This is a genomic window from Sinomonas gamaensis, from assembly GCF_005876955.1.
Taxonomy (GTDB): Bacteria; Actinomycetota; Actinomycetes; order Actinomycetales; family Micrococcaceae; genus Sinomonas; species Sinomonas gamaensis.
The window spans coordinates 32,052-51,739 of sequence record NZ_SSCL01000003.1 but is presented as its reverse complement, the minus strand read 5'-3'; the positions used below and the strand labels follow the sequence as shown (position 1 = coordinate 51,739).

Sequence of the window (19,688 nt, the reverse complement as noted above, 5' to 3'; positions counted from 1 at the left end):
CGCTGCAACGCTGCAGTGGACAGTCCGCTCCCTGGAGGCGATTTTCACCGTGTCGACCGGAACTGCGCAGCAGACCCCGTTCCCTACAGCCGAGCAGGAAGCCCGCTTCCTCGCCGACTACTACGAACATCTCGCAGAAGAGGACCGGCAGTCCTACCCGGCTGAGGCGTTGGCGGAGCGGGCGCGGCACCACCGCGTCCTGGCGGATGAGCGCCGCGCGGGTACCTCGAAGATCGATATTGTCGACGAAGGCAGCCGGAGCATCGTCTACATCGTCACGGACGATATGCCGTTCCTCGTCGACTCTGTGAGCGCCGAGCTCATCCGTCAGCGCTCCGCCATCCATCTTGTGGTGCACCCCATGTTCGTGGTGACACGACGCCGTGCCGACGACGTCCTCGTCGAAGTGGAGCGGGTGCCGGCCCAATGGGGCCTCACGAGCGGCGACACGGCAGCGTTGCCGAAGCTCGGCCGGCTCGTGGCCAACGGAGATCTGACCACCCACATGGAATCCTGGATCGCCATCGAGATCGACCGCGCGTCCTCGAGCCGGAAGCCCGAGATCGTCGAAGGAATCCGCCGAGTCCTCGGAGATGTGCGAGCGGCCGTTGACGACTGGCAGGCCATGCGTGCCAAGGCTATCCAGATCGCGAACGATCTCGACGGAGTCGTCGGTGCCCGCGACATCCCCGACCTGAGGTCGACGCAGGAACTCCTCCGCTGGGTCGAGGATGGGAACTTCACCTTCCTCGGATACCGGGAATACGACCTCAAGACAGAGAACGGTGAGGATGTTCTCGAACTCGTCGAGGGGAGCGGCCTAGGGCTCCTCCGTGGGGACGGAGCCCATGCGCTCCAGCACCTCACCGCCGAGGGACAGGCGCACGCCCGCGAGCGTCGAGCGCTGGTCATCACCAAGGCCAATTCGCGCAGCACGGTCCACCGGCCCGCCTATCTGGACTACATCGGCATCAAGAGATTCGATGCCCAGGGCCAGGTCGACGGCGAGCGCCGCTTCATCGGTCTCTTCGCATCGTCCGCCTACACTCAGTCGGCGAGAAGCGTCCCGATCGTGAAGGACAAGATCGAAGCCGTCATGCGTCGCTCCGGCTTCCCTGCCGATTCGCATTCGGGCAAGGACCTCCTCGCGATCCTCGAGACCTATCCTCGTGACGAACTCTTCCAGATTGACGCCGACCTCCTCTTCGAGACGGTCACGCGAATCCAGCTTTTGCAGGAGCGCCGCCGAACTCGGCTCTTCCTCCGGCCGGACGTGTATGGGCGGTTCATGAACGCGGTGGTCTACCTGCCGAAGGATCGCTACAACACGGCGGTTCGGCGGCGCATCGAGGTCGAGCTCGAGAAGGAGTTCCATTCGGACCAGATCGACTACGACGCGCACCTGAGCGACTCGGCCCTCGCCCGCCTCTACTTCCGGATCCGTCTTCCCAAGGACGCGGACATCAAGTCTGCGGATGGCGCGGCCCTCGAGCAGCGGCTCGTTACCGCCACGAGGTCGTGGGCAGAAGGGATCGCCGAGATTCTGCACGGGAATCGGCCGCTCGAGGAGGCCGAACACCTTGCCGCCGTGTGGCAGGACGCCTTCCCCGCGTCCTACCGCGTGGACTACAGCATTGAGGACGCGCTCGAGGACATCGAGCGCTTCGAGGAGTACGCAGCCGAGCGGGCGGAGGCGGAGAAGGCTGAGGGTGAAGAGCTGCCCGAGCGCCCATCCGTCCGTGTCTACGTCCCAGCAGGGGTCGGGGACGAGCTCGAGGAGGACGCGCGCGTCAAGCTGTACCTGCTCGAGCCCAAGAGCCTCAGCCAGATCCTCCCGTACTTCCACAACCTCGGACTCGAGGTCCTGGACGAGAAGCCCTTCGAGATTGAGACTGCGGACGCGCGCGACTTCTTCCTCTACGACCTCGGCCTGAAGTACCCAGCCGGCGTCGATCCGCTCGCGACGGGCGATCTTCTCGCTGACGCCTTTGGGGCGGCCCTCTCGGGCGAGACGGAGTCCGATACCCTCGACCGGCTCGTCCTCCGAGAAGGGATGACGTCTCGTCAGGTGGTCATCCTCAGGAGCTACGCGAAGTACATGCGTCAGACGGGGAACACCAACTCGCTCGGCTTCATCGCAGACACGCTTCTCGCGAACTCGGCCGTCACGCGCAGGCTGGTGGCGCTCTTCGAAGCCCGCTTCGACCCGAGCCTTGATTCCGAGCGGCGCTCGCAGACCATGGACCGACTGCGTACCGAGCTCACGGAGCAGCTCGAGCAGGTGCCTACTCTCGACGCGGACCGTCTGCTTCGCACCTACATCAACCTCATCGACGCCTCGCTGCGCACCAACTACTACCTCGACAAGTCCTACCTCAGCATCAAGCTCCGGCCTTCTGAGATCGAAGGGCTGCCCTCGCCCAAACCGATGTTCGAGATCTGGGTGTACTCGCCCAGGGTCGAGGGCGTTCACCTGCGTTTCGGCAAAGTCGCTCGCGGCGGTCTCCGCTGGTCCGACCGGCGTGAGGACTTCCGGACCGAGATCCTCGGCCTGGTCAAGGCTCAGGTCGTGAAGAATGCAGTCATCGTCCCGACCGGCGCCAAGGGAGGCTTCTTCGCCAAGCGGCTTCCGAGTCCTTCCGTGGATCGGGCAGCATGGCTAGCTGAAGGGATCGAGAGCTACAAGACGTTCATCAGGGGACTTCTCGATCTCACAGACAATCGCGTCTCGACCGCCGAACAGGGTGAAACGGTCGTTCCTCCCGCGGGCATCGTGAGGCACGACGATGACGATCCGTACCTGGTGGTCGCGGCCGACAAGGGAACTGCGAGCTTCTCCGACATTGCGAACGGCCTCTCGTCGGAATACGGCTTCTGGCTCGGGGACGCGTTCGCGTCGGGCGGTTCCGTCGGCTATGACCACAAGGCGATGGGCATCACGGCCCGCGGCGCGTGGGAATCCGTCAAGAGGCATTTCAGCGAGCTCGACGTCGATACCCAGACGGAGGACTTCACCGTCGTTGGCGTTGGCGATATGTCGGGCGACGTCTTCGGCAATGGGATGCTGCTCTCGGAGCACATCAAATTGGTTGCGGCTTTTGACCACCGCCACCTGTTCCTCGATCCGAACCCTGACCCCGCAACCTCGTTCGCCGAGCGACGCAGGCTCTTCCAGCTTCCGCGTTCGTCCTGGGACGACTATGACAAGGAACTCATCAGCGCCGGCGGTGGCGTCTACCCCCGAACAGCCAAATGGATTCCGGTGTCGGAGGAAGTGCGAGCAGCTCTGGGCCTGCCTGCCGGGACCACCCAGCTCAGCGTGAACGAGATGCTCCGCTCGATCTTGCTTGCCCCCGTCGACCTGCTCTACAACGGTGGCATCGGGACGTACGTCAAGGCCAGCACCGAGACTCAGGCCCAAGTCGGCGACAAGGCGAACGACGCGATCCGCGTGGACGGACGGGACCTGCGGGTCAAGGTCGTGGGCGAGGGCGGAAACCTGGGCTTCACCCAGCGAGGGCGCATCGAGGCCGCGCTCCAGGGCGTCATCCTGAACACCGACGCGATCGACAATTCGGCTGGAGTGGACTGCTCTGACCACGAGGTCAACATCAAGATCTTCGTGGATCGCATGGTCGCGGCCGGGAAGCTCTCCGCTGATGAACGAGCGGCTTTCCTCGCATCGATGACCGACGAAGTGGCGCGTCTCGTTCTGGACGACAACATCGACCAGAACATCCTCCTCGTGAACGATCGGGCGCGGGTTGCGGAATGGAGCCCGAGCTTCGAGCGCATGATGGATTGGCTCGAGCAGCACGCGGACCTCAACCGCGACCTCGAAGCCCTCCCGACGACCGAGCAGCTGCACCGCCGCCTCGAGCAGGGGCAGGGCCTCACCTCCCCGGAGCTTTCGGTTCTGGCCGCCTACGCCAAGATCGAGCTTGCCGAGTCGCTCGGCCAGAGTGATCTTGCCGACGATCCCTGGTTCAAGGAGACGCTGCAGCGGTACTTCCCGAAGCAGCTTCGCGAACGGTTCGGGGAAGAGCTGGACACTCATCCGCTGCGACGGGAGATTATCGCGACCGTCGTGGCCAATGACATGGTCAACATGGGCGGGATCGCCTTCGCCTTCCGCGCCATCGAGGAGACGAGCGCAACGGATTCCGCTGTCGCGAAGGCCTTCGTGGCGCTCCGCGAGCTGTATCAGCTCGATGAGATGATCGCGGTCGTCAACTCCCTCCCGGCCTCATTCCCAACCGAACACTGGACCACGGTCCACCATGACATCCGTCGTCTGCTCGACCGCGCCCTGCGATGGCTCATCCATCAGGGGACCGGAAGCCGGACGATCGGAGAGGTCGTGGACCTCTACTCCAAGCCGATGTCCGCCCTGCAGTCGCGCCTTCTGCAGTACCTGCGGGGCCAGGACGCGGAGCGCGTTCGCGGATGGCTCGAACGGGGCAGGGCCTGGGGCCTCCCGGAGGAGTTCGCCCAGCGGTGGGCGGAACTGTTCGAGAGCTTCGCGCTGCTCGACATCGCGCGCATCGCGCAGACCTCCTCGGAGGGTGTCGAGGAGATCGCGGGGGTCTACTACACAGTGTTCGACCGCTTCAACGTCGACGCCCTCCTCGAGCGCATCACGGCGCTTCCGCGCAATGACAGGTGGCAGGCGCTGGCACGTGCGGCGCTCAGGGACGATCTCTACAGCACGGTGGCGGACATCACCCGTTCCGTCATGGAGGTTGCTCCTGCTGGGACGAAGCCCGAGGAACGGCTCGCCGTCTGGGAATCCCAGAATGCGGAGTCGCTGAGCCGGGCGGCAACGATGTTCAAGGAGGTCAACGCGCTCGAGAGCGACGACATGGCCTCGCTGTCGGTAGCATTGAGGCTGCTCCGGTCGATCGTCCGTCATTAGGTCTTCGTTCTCGTTACGAGGCGCGCCGGCTGGAGGCCGCGTGGGCTGTGCCCCCGCGGCCAAGTGCTTTCTATCGACAAGCAAGTGCTTTCTATCGACAAGGCGGTGCGGTGGCCCTCTTCACGGACACCATCAGGGAACAAGCCGACTTCGGGCCGGGCGATGCCGAGTGGCTCCATCTGCTCGTCGGCGACTGGCAACTCGTTGCGGACCTGGCGTTCGCCGATTTGGCCCTGTGGTTCCCGGACCCCGAGGGCGGGTACACCGCCCTCGCGCACGTGCGGCCGTCCACGACTCACACTGTGTTCCATGAGGACATCGTGGGCGAGAAGGTGCGAGGTGATCTGCGGCCCCTCGTCGACAGGGCATGGGTGAGCCAGAGCATCGAGCGAAGTCATGAGACGAGCTTCAACGCAGAGATGGCTCTGAGGGTGGAGGCCGTTCCCTTCGTCCGAAATGGCCGGACGCTCGCGGTCGTCACATCGCACATGGATCTCTCGAGTTCGCGGATGCCCTCCCGTCTCGAACTGACGTACCGGCAGTGTGCCTACGATCTGCTCAGGATGGGCACCCTGGGACTCTGGCCCGACTTCGCCTCGCCGACCGGATCGAGGCGGGGCGCCCCGCGTGTGGGCGATGGGCTGATTCGCCTCGACGCCGAAGGCATCGTCCAATACGCGAGTCCGAACGGCGTCTCCGCCTTCCGAAGGTTGGGCGGCTTCGATTCGCTCGAGGGCAGATCGCTCGCCGAGCTGACGACGAACCTCCTGAAGGATCGGCGGCTGGTGGACGAGACTCTCCCGCTTGTCGTCACGGGCCGGATGCCGTGGCGCAGCGAGATCGAATCACGGGGCGTGAGCCTTTCGCTGCGCGCCATTCCGCTTCGCGACGAGCGCGAACGGTTTGGGGCGCTGGTGCTGTGCCGCGACGTTTCAGAACTCCGGCGACGGGAAATGGAGCTCGTGACCAAAGACGCCACGATCCGCGAGATCCATCACCGGGTCAAGAACAATCTCCAGACCGTGGCTGCGCTCCTGCGGATGCAATCCCGCCGCATGAAGAGCGAGGAGGGCAGGCAGGGCCTCGAACAGGCGATGAGGCGAGTCGCAACGATTGCCCTGGTCCACGAGACGCTGTCCCAAGGACTCACCCAGAACGTCGACTTCGACGAGCTCATCGAGAGGCAGTTCCGTCTCTCCGCCGAGGTAGCTGCGGGCAATCAGCACGTCACCACGGAGCGCGAAGGCGAGTTCGGCGGACTTCCGAGCGACCTCGCGACCCCGCTGGCGCTCGTCATCAACGAGCTGGTGACAAACGCCGTCGAACACGGCCTTGAGGATCGTTCGGGGACCGTCTGGCTCATTGCGCGCCGCGGGCGGGAAGAATCTGGCGAGGAGACGCTCGAGGTCACCGTGGCGGACGACGGCGTGGGCATGCCTGAGCACGGAATCCGCCACGAGGGTCTTGGGCTCCAGATTGTGAGGACTTTGGTGACGAGCGAACTCGGAGGGTCCATTCAGTGGGGCCCGCGGTCCGGGGGCGGAACCGAGGTGACAATCCATCTTCGTCCGGGCCGCAGGTGAACCCTGAGCGAGTTCTAGGGTTCTGGCCCGGACACGACGCCGCCCGCCGCGCGAGGCGCAGCGGGCGGAGTGGTTCCCCCTGGGGAAGGGATCGGTTTAGGAGGCGCGACGCGCGCGGGCCGCGCGGCGCTTGAGAGCGCGGCGTTCGTCTTCGCTCATTCCGCCCCACACCCCAGCGTCCTGACCGCTTTCAAGCGCCCATTGGAGACAGGTGTCGATGACGGGGCAGCGGCGGCAGACGCTCTTCGCTTCCTCGATCTGGAGCAGTGCCGGGCCAGTGTTCCCCACGGGGAAGAAGAGCTCGGGATCCTTGTCCAGGCAGGCAGCACGATCACGCCAGTCCATAGTTCTTGAAGTACTCCGTTTCCGGGGGATGCGCTTGTGAAGATTTTCACGAGGCGTCCCAAAGCAAAGGGGCCTACTTGGGGCCCCGCGGTCAACTTCATTAAGGTTGTCACGTTAACTGGGTGTAAACAAGGGGGAAGGCCGAGGATTTGAGCCGCTGAGGCGAGGGATGCGTCACATCTGAGCCACTCGCCTCTCGGGCATTCGGGGAGACCCCGAGCCTTCGGTAATCTCAGCCTGTGCAGTCTTCCACGCCGTCCTCCCCGGGACAGGCAAGGCCCGTCCAACTTGTCGTCCTCGTCGCTATTGTGTGGCTTGAGGCCTTGGTGCTTCTAGCGCTTGCTGTCTTGTATGGGATTGAGCTCGCCAACGGCCAAGCGCAGGTCTCGCCTGGTGGCGCGATCTTCACCATGGTGCTGCTGGCGCTCTTCGGGGTGGGCATCGCCTTCGCGGGGCTTCTCCTCGCCCGGGGATATCGCTGGACGCGGTCAGCGGTTCTTGTGGTCCAGCTCTTTGCCGCGACGATCGGTCTTCCGACCATGACCGGCGGCTATGTTCTCTACGGCCTTCTGATTCTCGTCCCGGCGGCGGCCGCCCTGGTTCTGCTCTTCACCAAGCCGGTGTTCGCCGCCACCCAGCGCGCCGTGCGCAGTTCTGCCGACTGATCCTTATCCCAGTGTGCCGAGCTGGACCTCGGTGAGCTCGCCCTCCGCAATTGCCACACCACGCCCGGGTGGAACTCGCCCGAGCGGCTCGAGACGAGCCCCGAACGCCTCTCCGTCAGCGGGTGATTGAGGCGCGAGGACGATTCCCGAGCGAACAACAGTTCCTGGCATGACCAAGGGACACCGCGAGAGGAGGCCGGGGCGGAGGTCCGCCGTGGCGACGACGACCGCGCCGGCGCGCACCGCCGAGGCCAATGCGTGGCTCTCGGCCGCGCTGAGTTGGTCCGCGTCGTCGACGAGCAGGATGGGCGACTCTGCTTGCGGCTCCTGCCTCAGGTCTGCTTCGGCAGGGGCAGACCCAGCCAGCCATTCGCGTGTCACGTGGTGCCAGACGAGGTGCGGGTTCATTGCGGGCAGGGCAGCAAGGAGTGATGTCTTTCCCGTTCGACGCCTGCCGAGGGCCATGAGCACCTCCCCTGGCTTCAGCGGAAGGACCACGGGCTCGGAATCGCAGCCGAGACCTACGGCGAGGCTGCGCGTCGGTGCCCGTCGGAATCGCCGGCCCTGCTGAATCCGGTGGCCGACGTCTGCGGCCATGACGACCGTCGGGAGAGGCTCGACCCGGATCGGCGGCGGCACCGCTGACGAATGCTCGTCGAGTGGTGCGGGCTCCTCAGCGTCTGGCGGGAGGAAGCACTGGGCGGCGATTGGGCCTCCCGGGCTCAGGGGTCCTGTAGCTATGGCTCTGAGCGGAACTGCTGCCCCTGAGGGAAGGGCCGGCCAGCCAAGCTGGGCTTCAGCTGTCACGCCGAGAGGGAAGAACAGCCGGCACGGCAAGGCCCCGAAAGCGCGTGAGGCCGCGAGCTCTCGTTCACCCGAGAGCACCAGGGTGATGTTGCGTGGAGCCGCCCGCAGGACATCCAGAAGGCGGTCCTCAGCCGAGGCCTGAGCGCTCTGGCGAAAGGCGGCGATCCAGTTGCCCCAGGCGGAGACGACGAGGATGAGAGGGATTCCCTCGGCCGCTGCTGTATCAGCAACCCGGTCGATGATCCTGGCCGCGAGCCGAAGGTCGGAGGGGTCGGCATAAGCCCCGACTCTTCTGCGACCCGAGAGGTGGGTCAGTGAGCCGTCGCCGTCGAGGAGATACAGGTGGCGTTCCTTTTCGGCGCCTGCGAGCTGGCCGACGACAGCGGCAGTGGCGACATCAACACCTCCAGCCCGCGTTCCCAGCAACGCAAGGTGACCTTGTTCTTCGGGAGCCCAGGAAAGCACCGCGGTCTCCTGGCTGTCTGGATAGTCCCCGATGGCCAAGGGGATCCACAGACCTCCTGTCGCCGTCGGCCCGGCCTCGAGAGGCAGCGGAGGCGCAACCGGTTTTCTCAACGATCCGCCTCCCATACGTTCCCACGCCATCCTCGTCATGCGGACAAAGCGTTCGGCCGCCAGAGCCGCCGTCATGCTGGATTCGCCGCGAGGAAGTCGAGCGCCGCTGAGCCAGTCTTCGACAGAAGTGAGCTCCACGCGCTCGGAGTCTGGTGGCATGGGCGCAGACGTTAAGGATCCTGTCTGGAACTCGAACGGCTCACGGCCGTTCACGGCCAGTACGGCCCGTCCAGGAATATCTGTAGAGATTCTCGCGGCGTCGGGAGAGCCGAGGATGTCCCGAGACTCTTCCTCCGACGCGACGCGCAGGGCGATCACTGACCCGATGTTTGCGCGGATATCGGCCGTGACGGCTCCTCGGGGTCGTTGGGTCGCAAGGACGAGGTGTATGCCAAGGGATCGGCCGATTGTCGCCACGCGGAGGAGTTCGGCGAGCGACTCGGGCGCGTCTTCCACGAGCATGCGGAACTCGTCGACAACAATCGCCAGATGGGGGAGGGCTTCTCCCGACGACTGCTGCGCGTAGTCGTCGATATCGGCGCAGCGAAGGTCAGCGAGCAGCCTCTCCCGACGCTTCAGTTCCGCGCGAAGCGACGCGAGAGCGCGATGCATGTCGTCTTCGAGGTCCGTCAGAAGGCCCACGCAATGTGGAAGCCCGGCAAGCGGCTCCAACCCCGCGCCTCCCTTGAAGTCGATCAGGAGGAACGTGAGGCGGGCCGGGGAGTGGGCTGCAGCTCCGCTAACGACGAGGGTGCGAAGCAGCTCAGATTTCCCAGACCCCGTGGTCCCGGCGATCAGGACATGCGGCCCGTCGGAGACGAGGTTGATCTCGGCCGGTCCGTGGAGGGCCCGCCCCACAGGAACGCGGAGACCGCCGTTGGCGTTTGCGTTCTTGCTCCAGGCCGCACAGAGGCTCCCGACGGTGTTCGGGATGATATCGGCGAGCCCGAGCCGCCCGGGGAGGCTGGATGGCTCCGCAGCGAAAGCCCGGCGCCCCAGAGCCCGCGCACCGGCTTCGAAAGATCGTGCTGGGACCAGATCCGGTTGGAAGGGCTGTCGTGACGCTCCTCTGAGGACCGCTCCCTGGAATTCGTCAACGTCGACCACAATATTTGGCGGCCGGACCGCTCGCGTTGCGTCCACAACGCAGTAGCCGCGTGCAGCCGCCGCTTCCGCGCAGGCTCGAACGGCATCCTCCTCGATCCCCATGCTGGAGTCGGGCACAACAACGACGACAACGCGTTCAGCAGAGAACCGCGCAAACGTCCGGGCGGCATCAGCCAGCTCCGCCTCGGAGAGCACGGTGATTCGGGGTGCGAAGCGGGCGTCGGTACGGAGAGCCCGACTTCCTCCGGCGAGGACGACCGTCACTTCAGAGCAGCTTGGGAAGGCCGCCAGTTGCAGCAGCAGGAACCGCGCGAGGCCTTCGATGGCACGAGGACTGCCGCGAAGGGCGATGACTCCTCCGAGGGGCACAGTCAGCGGCACCGCCGCGTGTGCTGGCTTGGACGGAGGCTCAGGGTCGATCTGAAGGTCGGCAGGGAGAGCCGCGACGCCGAGGCGAACTACGAGGTCGCGGGGGCGGGCAGCATTCGTTCGCGCCGTCGCCTCGCCGGCCAAGCCCAGCTCGGCCGCGTCAGGCGCCGCCGCGAAGCGTCTCGCAAGATCCTCGGCGAGCGCTTCGCTGATCCGCCGCGCGAAGGCCCCGCGGCATCTGATCGCCTCGGCGAGTGGAAGGAGCAGGGTGAGGGCCGAGACACCCGAAAAGGCGAGGAACATCCACTGGCCGGTGAGGATCGCCATGCCGAGGCCGAACAGAAGCGGCAGGGCCGCGGCGGCGAGCATCGCCGTCGTCCTCTGGAAAGGAGCATCCCGAACAACTCGCAGCGGTTGGCCATAACCCAGGCCCGCTGTCGAATCGAGGAGGACGTCGTCCGGAAACTCCAGACTCAGTTCGGACGACCCCATCCGAACCCTCTGCCCGGCAACGAGGTGAGCCGTGCGGACCCTGCGTCCCTCCACCCAGATCCCGTTCGTGCTGCCGCGGTCAATGATCTCCACGCTGGTGTCGCTTACCCGGAGTTCTGCGTGGAACCGGGACAACTGCGGGTCGGATATCGCTATCACGCCCGGCAGAGGCGCCCGCTCGCCATCGCCCCTGCCAACCCTGTAGACGCCGCGTAGGAGGGGCCGGAGCAAGCCGGCGCTCGGGCCTGAACGGACAGCGAGACAGAGACGAGGCCAGCTTGTGCTGTCGCGCAGCTCTCCCGCCTGGCCGGCCACGAGCGTGGCGCCATCGCTGAGTGGAGGCTCACCCATCGTGAGGGAGCTCAGCGCCCGGCCCCCCAAGGTGATTCCGCTCACGCCCTTGGCCTGTTCGATGGCCGTTTCGAGTTCGCTTCCGGCCGTGCCAGCTCGCGCGTACGCCACCAGCTCATGACGCACCGGTGTGCGCGCGGCGTCGGCGCCCGCCACAAGAGTGAAATGCAATTCCACAGGTGCCCCCAACCTTCCTTCATTCGAGGCTACGGAAGCCGCGTGATCCGTGGAGGCGGTGAGGGCTCCTATGTGGATAACCTCGGGGCTGGAAAGGCGCTTCAGCGTCGTCCGGTAGTCTTGGACCGCAGGAAGGCCAGTGCCCGCGGCACTGGCGTGCCCCTAATACAGGAGAATTTGTGGACGCTGATCTCGTCGTCGTCGGATCCGGCTTCTTTGGCCTCACGGTTGCAGAGCGGGCAGCCAAGGAGCTCGGACTCAAGGTCACGGTGATCGACCGCCGCCATCACATCGGGGGCAATGCCTACAGCGAGAATGATGCCCAGACGGGCATCGAAGTGCACCGCTACGGCGCTCATCTCTTCCACACGTCCAACAAGCGCGTGTGGGACTACGTGAACCAGTTCACGACCTTCACCAACTACGTCCACCGTGTCTACGGCGTGCACAAGGGCGAAGTCTTCCCCCTTCCGATCAACTTGGGCACGATCAACCAGTTCTTCCGTGCGAACTACTCGCCGACCGAGGCGCGTGCCCTGATCGAGGAGCAGGCCGGGGAACTGGCGGGTACGGATCCGCAGAACCTCAATGACAAGGGCATCCAGCTCATCGGGCGGCCGCTCTACGAGGCCTTCATCAAGCACTACACCGGCAAGCAGTGGCAGACGGATCCCAAGGACCTGCCCGCCGGTATCATCTCCCGCCTTCCCGTGCGGTACACCTACGACAACCGCTACTTCAACGACACCTACGAGGGCCTCCCGACCAACGGGTACACGGCCTGGATCGAGCGGATGGCTGACCACCCGAACATCTCGGTGCAGCTCAACACCGATTTCTTCGACGAGTCGCAGCCCATCAGCAAGGGCAATGTCGTGGGCAATGTGCCGGTCGTCTACACCGGCGCCGTGGACCGCTACTTCGAGTACAAAGAGGGTGACCTCTCGTGGCGGACCATCGATTTCGAGGAGGAAGTCCTCGACGTCGGAGACTTCCAGGGCACCTCAGTCGTCAACTACAACGACGACGACGTGCCGTTCACGCGTATCATCGAACCGCGTCATTTCCATCCGGAGCGCAACTACCAGACCGAGAAGACGCTGATCATGCGCGAGTTCTCCCGGTTCGCGGAGAAGGGCGATGAGCCCTACTACCCGGTGAACACGGAAGCGGACCGCGCCAAGCTTCTCGCCTACCGCGACCTCGCCAAGGATGAGAAGTCCGTCCTGTTCGGGGGGCGCCTCGGGACCTACAAGTACCTCGACATGCACATGGCCATCGGCTCGGCCCTCAGCATGTTCGACAACAAGATCAAGCCTCATTTCGCGGGCGGCGAGGCGCTCGTGAGCGGAGGGGTGGACGAGTGACGGCGGTCGACATGACGCAGACCCTCGACGATCAGTCCCAGAACGAATGGCAGACGCTTCAGCGCGTCATCCTCCCGCCCCAGGCGCAGATGGACACCGTGCCCCTCTACGTGGACATGGGCACCGCCGCGGGCGTCCAAATTCCGACGACGGGCGAGTCCACCAAGCGCGACAAGCGGCCCCGGACGATCAGCAGCCCGGCCAGGGAAGCACACGCAGAGGACTTCCTGTCCCGGGTCTCGATGATGGTCCGTCCGGGGGAGCGCGTCTCCTTCGGCACCTACTTCAACGCGTTTCCGGCGAGCTATTGGCGGCGCTGGACAACGATTGACTCCGTTCGGCTGAGCGTCACGACCTCCGGTGCGGGCGCCGTCGTCGTGTACAAGTCCAATGCGCGCGGTTCTCTGCAGCGGGTGGATTCGCAGCGGGTGGAAGGGGACGTCACCACCGCGTTCGATCTCTCGCTCAAGCCGTTCGGCGACGGCGGCTGGTATTGGTTCGACGTTGTGGCGGCGGCAGAGCCGGTCGCGATCCGCCGCGCGGAATGGCAGGCCTCGGGCGAAGCCCCGAAGCGAGGCAGCGTCACTCTCCAGATCACCACCCTGAACAAGACCGATTTCTGTCTCGACAACCTTCGCCTGCTCGCGCAGGACGCCGACGCCCTCGATGTCCTCCAGGAGATCCTCATCGTGGATCAGGGCACGCAGAAGGTGTCGGAGGCGGACGGCTTCGCCGAGGTCAAGGCGCAGCTGGGCAGCCGGCTCCGGGTCATCGAGCAGGCGAATCTGGGCGGTTCCGGCGGCTTCTCGCGAGGAATGTACGAGGCTGTTGCCAACGGCAGTGACTACGCCCTGCTGATGGACGACGACATCGTGGTCGAAACGGAGAGCATCCTCCGGCTTGTCACCTTCGCCGACCGCTGCAAGACGCCGACGATTGTCGGCGGCCACATGTTCGACCTCTACAACCGGACCGTGCTCCACACCTTCGGCGAAGTGGTCAACCCGTACCGTATCCAGCCCGCTCTGCCGAGCGAGGAGATGGAACTCGGCCACGACTTCATGGTGTCCAACCTGCGTCAGACTCCGTGGCTCCATCGACGCTGCGACGTCGACTACAACGGCTGGTGGATGTGCCTCATCCCGACCTCGGTGATCCGCGAGATCGGCCTCTCGCTCCCGATCTTCATCAAGTGGGATGACTCGGAGTACGGGCTGAGGGCGAAGTCGCGCGGCTTCCCCACCGTCTCGATGCCCGGGGCAGCAGTGTGGCACGTTTCGTGGATCGACAAGGACGACCTCGTCGGTTGGCAGGCCTACTTCCACACGCGGAACCGCGCCATCACGGCACTTCTGCACAGCCCCTATGAGCTGGGCGGGCGCGTGATCCGCGAGCTCCAGCAGGACGACGTCAAGCACCTCGTGTCGATGCAGTACGCGACCGCTCAAGGTCGAGCCTGGGCCATCGAGGACCTCCTCAAGGGTCCGGAGGAGCTTCGTGGCCTTCTGAACACCAAGCTGCCGGAGATCCGAAAGATGCTCTCCGAGCACACGGATTCCGTGTTCAGGCCTGACCCGGATGACTTTCCCGCCCCCGGAATGGCCAAGCCACCCCGGCACGGCCAGGGGTTCAGCCGTCCGAACAAGGTCATGCTCGTGCCGTGGGCCCTCAAGACCGTTGCGAAGCAGCTGGTCAAGCCCGTTGTCGATTCGAGCAGGGAGCGACCGCAGGCGAATATCCCCCACATGGACAACAAATGGTGGCGCATGTCCCAGTACGATTCGGCGGTCGTGTCGAACGCGGAGGGCACGGGAGCATCCTGGTACCAGCGGGACCCCCGCGTCCTGCGACGCATGCTGGCCGACAGCGCGAAGCTTCATGGGGAGCTCGTAGCCCGTTGGCGTTCCCTGAGCACTGAATACAAGAATGCACTGCACGACCTCACGTCCATCGAGGCGTGGAAGAAGACCTTCGACGAGCATACGGTGAGCGATTCTCGGTGAGCACAAGCCAGCAGTTGGTCAGGCCCGGCGTCGGCTCGGGTCTGGCCGACACCATCCGTGCGCGGTTTCTCCTCAAGCTCCTAGTCCGCAAGGAACTTAAGGTCAGATACCGAGGATCGGTTCTCGGGCTCCTTTGGTCCTACGTCAAGCCCGGCGTCCAGTTCATCGTGTTCTACTTGGCGTTGGGCGTATTCCTCGGGCTCAACAAGGGGACAGAGAACTACGCCGTCTACCTCTTCTCGGGCATCATCCTGATCAACTTCTTCACCGAGGCTCTCGGCAACGCCGCACGCTCGATCGTCGGCAACGGGAGCCTGATCAAGAAGATCTACCTTCCGCGTGAACTCTTCCCGGTGGCATCTGTCTGGGTCTCGGGAGTTCACTTCTTCCCGCAGCTGCTCGTTCTGATCGTTGCCTGCGTGTTCTCGGGCTGGCACCCGTCCCTGCTCCAGCTTGCTGCCGCCGTCGCTGGCTTCGTGGTCGTCGCGCTCTTGGCCACGGGACTCGGTCTGTTCTTCGGTGCTGTCAACGTCTACTTCCGGGACTTCGAGAATATCGTCGACCTGCTGCTCATGGTGGTCACGTGGGCTTCGCCGGTGCTCTACGTGTGGACGATGGTCAGGAACACCCTGGGTGCCGGCTTCTTTGCTGTCTATCAGGCCAATCCGATCACCATTGCGGTCGAGATCTTCCACTACGCCTTCTGGTATCCGACCACGAGTGGGACCGCCGAGCTTCCGCCTCAGCTGATGACCCTGTGGCTTCCCGTCGGCCTCGTCGTGTCCCTCATCGTCACGGTGATCGGCCAATTCACTTTCAGGCGGCTCGAGGGCCGCTTTGCGCAGGAGCTTTAGCGGTGGCCACGGCAATCGAAGTCAGCAATATCAGCAAGCAGTTCGTTCTGCGCCATACTCGGTCGCTCAAGGAGGCTCTGGTCTGGCTTCTGAGGGGACGCAAAGGGGATCTCAGCCAGAAGTTCTACGCGCTCAACGACGTGTCGCTGACCGTCGAGCAGGGTGAGAGCGTGGCACTTCTCGGCTTCAACGGTTCCGGCAAGTCGACTTTGCTCAAGCACATCTCGGGGGTCATGACGCCCGATAGCGGCTCGGTCCTGACCCGTGGCCGAGTTGCCGGACTCATCGAAGTGGGGGCCGGCTTCCATCACGACCTCACGGGCCGCGACAACGTCTACCTCAACGGGGCGATCCTCGGCATGAGCGAGCAGCAGATCAAGGAACGGTTCGACTCGATCGTCGAGTTCTCCGAGATCGGCGAGTTCATCGATACCGAAGTGAAGTTCTATTCCTCTGGAATGTATCTCCGTCTCGCGTTCTCAGTGGCCGTGCACACCGATCCCGAGGTGTTTCTGGTCGATGAGATCCTCGCGGTGGGCGACGAGCCCTTCCAGCGCAAATGCATCGCGAAGATCAAGGAGCTCGCGGCCGAGGGTAAAACCCTTGTAGTTGTGAGCCACGATTTGAATCTGATTCCGGAGATCTGCGAACGCGGGGTGCTCTTGGAGAAAGGGCGGGTCGCGTTCGACGGCAGGGTGGAAGAGGCGATTCACATGCTGAGAGCAGAAAGATCCTGAAGCCCTCAAGGGCGCTGGCAGCGGCTGGCTCTGAAGCACAACGAAAAGGAGAGAGATTGTGGGCTGGCTGGAGGCTCTACCAGCAATAGGCATTGCGGCCCTTCTGCTGGTGGTTCCCGGCATTCTTGCCAGCATCAGCTTTGGCTTCAAGGGGTTCGCCGCGGTCGGACTCGCGCCAGCCTTTTCGATGTCGTTCATCGCGATTGCATCAACCGTGGCTCCCTTCATCCACGTCAGGTGGGGAGCCCTTCCGCTTGTCGGTACGGCACTGGTCGGGGTCCTGATCGTGTGGGGCTTGAGCTGGGCATTCAAGTGGCCGCGACCGCGCTTGACCTGGGTGCTGGGCTCAAGGGGGGAGTCCCGCCTCGCGTGGCTCTATCCTGCTGCGCTCGCAGCAGGTCTGATCGGGGCAATCGCCCTCCTTGGCCGGGATCTGCTGATCGCCTTTGTTTCCCCGAACAGTTTTTCCCAGACGTTCGACAACGTCTTTCACCTCAATGCCATCCGCTGGATTCAAGAGACGGGCTCAGCATCGTCGCTCGACGTCGGACGCATGAGCGGTATCCCGTTCTATCCGGCTGGATGGCATGCTCTGGCCTCCTTGGTCCAGCTGGCTTCCGGCGCCCCGATCCCGGTCGCGGTGAACGCGGCCAATCTCGTGATCGGTGCTTTCGTGTGGCCGCTCTCAGTGCTCTTCCTCGTGAGAACGGTGTTCGGACGCAACCCACTTGCTGTCTTTTCCGGCGCGCTTCTGTCCGCAGCCTTTGCCGCGTTCCCCTTGCTTCTCCTCGACTTTGGCGTGCTCTACCCGAATTATCTGGGTCTCGCATTGCTTCCCGCCTGCACCGCCCAGCTTCTTCGAGCCATGAGGCTAGGCGTAGGTAGCGGCCCTCTTCTGCGCGAATGGATGGCCCTCGGGGCGTCAGCAATCGGAGTGGCGATCGCCCACCCCAACGCTTTCATGGCGCTGCTGGCCTTCGCTTTCGTCCTCTCAGCGGGGGTCTACGCGCGTTACCTGTCCAGGAGTTTCAGCGGCGGGCTGGGGACGTTCAGACGGACGGGATGGAAGCATGTTCTCGCGGCCACTCTCGGGTTCGCGGCCTTCCTCGTGGTGACGATCCTGGCGTGGAAGCTTGTTCGGCCACCAGCGGATGCGGCGTTCTGGCCGCCCACCCAGACCTTTGCTCAGGCCGTCGGTGAGGCTGTTCTCGGAGCACCGATGCGAGTGCTGGCAACGTGGAGTGTTGCCATCTTCATTCTCATCGGTGTCTATTCTCTCGTTCGTCGTCGCGCGGCCTGGTCGGTGTTGGCGCTCTTCGCAGCAGGCGTGGCGCTCTATGCCGTCGTTTCGGGCTGGCCTGCAGGGTCATTCCGGAACTATGTCACCGGGGTTTGGTACAACGACGCTTTCCGATTGGCAGCTCTCCTGCCCATGGTTCTCATCCCGGTCGCCGTCGCCGGGGTCTTGGAGACGGCTCGATGGTGGGCTGGGTTCGCTTCGAAATTTGAATCCTCAGCACAGTCCGCGCCCGCGAGCCAAAGGCGACCCGAGCCTTTGACGGCTCGAGGCCAGAGCCGCGCAGGGTTCCTCCTTTCGGCGGCGGGAGCGGCCTTGTTGGGAGTCGTCCTCGTACTGGCGGCGCAGTACGGCCAGGTTGCAACGGAGCGGGTTAACGCTCGAGGTCTCTACACCCTGACGCCGGACTCGCCCCTCGTCGATTCCGATGAGATGGCGCTCATCGACCGCCTCGACCAGATTGTGCCCCCCGATGCGGAGATTGCGGCCAACCCTTGGACGGGAACGCCCCTTGCCTATGCCTTCGCAGACCGAAAGACGCTCCAGCTGCACATCCTCACGAGCGGGACTCCTGAGATGCAGGAGGTCGAGAATGGCCTTCGCGACGCGGCGAGCGATGCGCAGGTGTGCCGGGCGATTCAGGACCTCCGGGTGTCATACGTCCTCGACTTCGGATCGAAAGAAGTCAACGGCGGAAGCCATGCGTATCCCGGACTCGAGAACCTGCAGAACTCTCCTGCGGTGACACTCGTCGCAGAGCAGGGCCACGCAAAGCTCTTCAAGGTGCTGCCCTGCCACAGTTAGCGGGGCGGGGCAGCCTGAAGCTGGGATAGGCGGTCCCTCAGCCGACGGGCCATCGCGCCATATTGGTAGACGAGCACGGCGAGTTCCGAGACGGCGAGCGCCCAAGCGACCCCGACAGAGCCGGTAGTAACGGCACCGACAACGATCAGCGGGAGACCGCACAGGGCTCCCACGAGCGTTGATCGGGCAAGAGCACGAGTCGCGTGCAGCTGGACTAGACAGGCCAGGCCGATGACTTGGGTGATAGCCACTGCAGAGAAAGCGATTCCGAAGGGCACCGAGAGCGAGAGGCCGAAGTCGATTCGGTGTGCAGAAAGGAAACTTGCGGCCCAAGGCCCGAGCAGCGCAATGGCCGCCCCTCCAGCTAGGGCGATCACTGGGGTCAGCCGGGCGGCTTGGATGATCCTGTGCCGAAGATTCTCGGGACCGCCTTCGGGCAGCCACCCCTGGATGAGCTGAAGGATAGGGGCGAATGCCGTCAGACCGAAGCGGAAGAGCTTGTCGCCCATCGCATAGAGACTCAGCGTGGACGGTGTGACGGCGTTGAGGATGAGCAGGGGCATCGACACGTAGAGTCCGGCAGTTGCCGAAGTCGCAACGGCGTGGCGCTGATGCCTCAGCCGCCGGAACGCTTCTCGCACGCCCAGATCCACATGTAGTCCCTTCGCGCTCGTCCTGATGATGTGCCTCGCCGACGCAACCACCGCGCATGCGTTGAAGATGAGTTGGGTGGCCAGGACAGCTACCAAGTCACGGCTAAGGAGCATCACACCTACGCTGACGGCGATGCCGAGCGTCTGGGGAAAGCCGTCGAGCCAGAAGAGCCGGGCCGGGCGAGCCTCACCGATGAAGTACCACGAGGCTCCGACGAACGGCATCAGGAAGGCCGCCGAGCCGACGGCGACGAGGACGAGATGCTGCGGATTGAGAGCACCCATCACCACGACCATGACTGGGTACACAAGCACGAGGAGATACGCCCTGCTCACAAGGGAATTGAGGTACTCTTGCGGGCGGCGATCAGGGGTCAGCCCTGCGATCTCCGCGGCCCCCGTTGTTCCCCAGCCAAACGCAACGAACACGCCGAAAAGGGTGGCAGCCGTCTGAACGGCCGCCTGGATGCCCCACAGCTCTGGGCCGGCGCCCGCAATGATGATCGGCACGGCGACGAGGCCGACGACGGTTGAGAGCCCAGTCGTTAGCGCAAAGCTCATCAGCCGCTTGACCATCGCAAACCGT

General features: G+C 64.4%; 11 protein-coding genes. 8 read left to right on the top strand and 3 right to left on the bottom strand.

What is annotated here, in order from left to right; translation table 11 throughout:
* Positions 1–49 precede the first annotated feature (49 nt).
* Together E5679_RS05010 and E5679_RS05005 are read left to right on the top strand one after the other, a co-directional pair.
* Positions 50–4,915: an NAD-glutamate dehydrogenase gene (locus tag E5679_RS05010; protein ID WP_138413992.1), complete on the top strand. Its 4,866-nt coding sequence runs from the start codon at positions 50–52 to the stop codon at positions 4,913–4,915.
* A gap of 110 nt (positions 4,916–5,025) precedes the next feature.
* Positions 5,026–6,498, top strand: a complete 1,473-nt coding sequence (locus E5679_RS05005; RefSeq protein ID WP_138413991.1) for a sensor histidine kinase — start codon at positions 5,026–5,028, stop codon at positions 6,496–6,498.
* Between the two features lie 96 nt (positions 6,499–6,594).
* Here E5679_RS05005 and E5679_RS05000 read toward each other — a convergent pair whose 3' ends face one another.
* Positions 6,595–6,843, bottom strand: coding sequence for a WhiB family transcriptional regulator (locus E5679_RS05000; protein WP_043127419.1), 249 nt, complete (start codon positions 6,841–6,843; stop codon positions 6,595–6,597).
* Positions 6,844–7,082: 239 nt separating this feature from the next.
* On the opposite strand from E5679_RS05000, the gene E5679_RS04995 reads away from it, so the two are divergent.
* The gene (locus E5679_RS04995) at positions 7,083–7,508 is read left to right on the top strand and encodes a hypothetical protein (protein WP_138413990.1); all 426 of its coding nucleotides are present in this window, start codon (positions 7,083–7,085) and stop codon (positions 7,506–7,508) included.
* A 3-nt stretch (positions 7,509–7,511) separates the two neighbouring features.
* Here the strand turns inward: E5679_RS04995 and E5679_RS04990 are convergent, their stop codons facing one another.
* Positions 7,512–11,210 (bottom strand): FtsK/SpoIIIE domain-containing protein, encoded by a 3,699-nt coding sequence (locus E5679_RS04990; protein ID WP_249335994.1) that lies wholly within the window; start codon positions 11,208–11,210, stop codon positions 7,512–7,514.
* Positions 11,211–11,566: 356 nt separating this feature from the next.
* Here E5679_RS04990 and glf point away from each other — a divergent pair, with 356 nt between their 5' ends.
* The 5 genes from glf to E5679_RS04965 are packed head-to-tail and all read left to right on the top strand — an operon-like array spanning position 11,567 to position 18,449.
* On the top strand, positions 11,567–12,754 hold the full coding sequence (glf, locus tag E5679_RS04985) for a UDP-galactopyranose mutase (protein WP_138413988.1): 1,188 nt from the start codon (positions 11,567–11,569) through the stop codon (positions 12,752–12,754).
* Positions 12,755–12,765: 11 nt separating this feature from the next.
* Positions 12,766–14,757, top strand: coding sequence for a glycosyltransferase (locus E5679_RS04980; protein ID WP_138414302.1), 1,992 nt, complete (start codon positions 12,766–12,768; stop codon positions 14,755–14,757).
* Complete coding sequence (locus E5679_RS04975; protein ID WP_138413987.1) at positions 14,754–15,611, top strand: ABC transporter permease; 858 nt, start codon at positions 14,754–14,756, stop codon at positions 15,609–15,611. The genes E5679_RS04980 and E5679_RS04975 overlap by 4 nt, the downstream gene beginning before the upstream one ends.
* A 2-nt stretch (positions 15,612–15,613) precedes the next feature.
* Positions 15,614–16,348: an ABC transporter ATP-binding protein gene (locus tag E5679_RS04970; RefSeq protein WP_138413986.1), complete on the top strand. Its 735-nt coding sequence runs from the start codon at positions 15,614–15,616 to the stop codon at positions 16,346–16,348.
* A gap of 58 nt (positions 16,349–16,406) precedes the next feature.
* On the top strand, positions 16,407–18,449 hold the full coding sequence (locus tag E5679_RS04965; protein ID WP_138413985.1) for a DUF6541 family protein: 2,043 nt from the start codon (positions 16,407–16,409) through the stop codon (positions 18,447–18,449).
* Here the strand turns inward: E5679_RS04965 and E5679_RS04960 are convergent.
* Complete coding sequence (locus tag E5679_RS04960; protein ID WP_171042248.1) at positions 18,446–19,663, bottom strand: lipopolysaccharide biosynthesis protein; 1,218 nt, start codon at positions 19,661–19,663, stop codon at positions 18,446–18,448. The genes E5679_RS04965 and E5679_RS04960 overlap by 4 nt on opposite strands.
* Positions 19,664–19,688 lie beyond the last annotated feature (25 nt).

What these genes read in the sequence shown, in the direction of transcription:
- E5679_RS04990 (WP_249335994.1), bottom strand. Translation starts at nt 11,210, where the DNA reads ATGGGTGAGCCTCCACTCAGCGATGGCGCCACGCTCGTGGCCGGCCAG.
- E5679_RS04960 (WP_171042248.1), bottom strand. Translation starts at nt 19,663, where the DNA reads ATGAGCTTTGCGCTAACGACTGGGCTCTCAACCGTCGTCGGCCTCGTC.
- E5679_RS05000 (WP_043127419.1), bottom strand. Translation starts at nt 6,843, where the DNA reads ATGGACTGGCGTGATCGTGCTGCCTGCCTGGACAAGGATCCCGAGCTC.
- E5679_RS04980 (WP_138414302.1), top strand. Translation starts at nt 12,766, where the DNA reads ATGACGCAGACCCTCGACGATCAGTCCCAGAACGAATGGCAGACGCTT.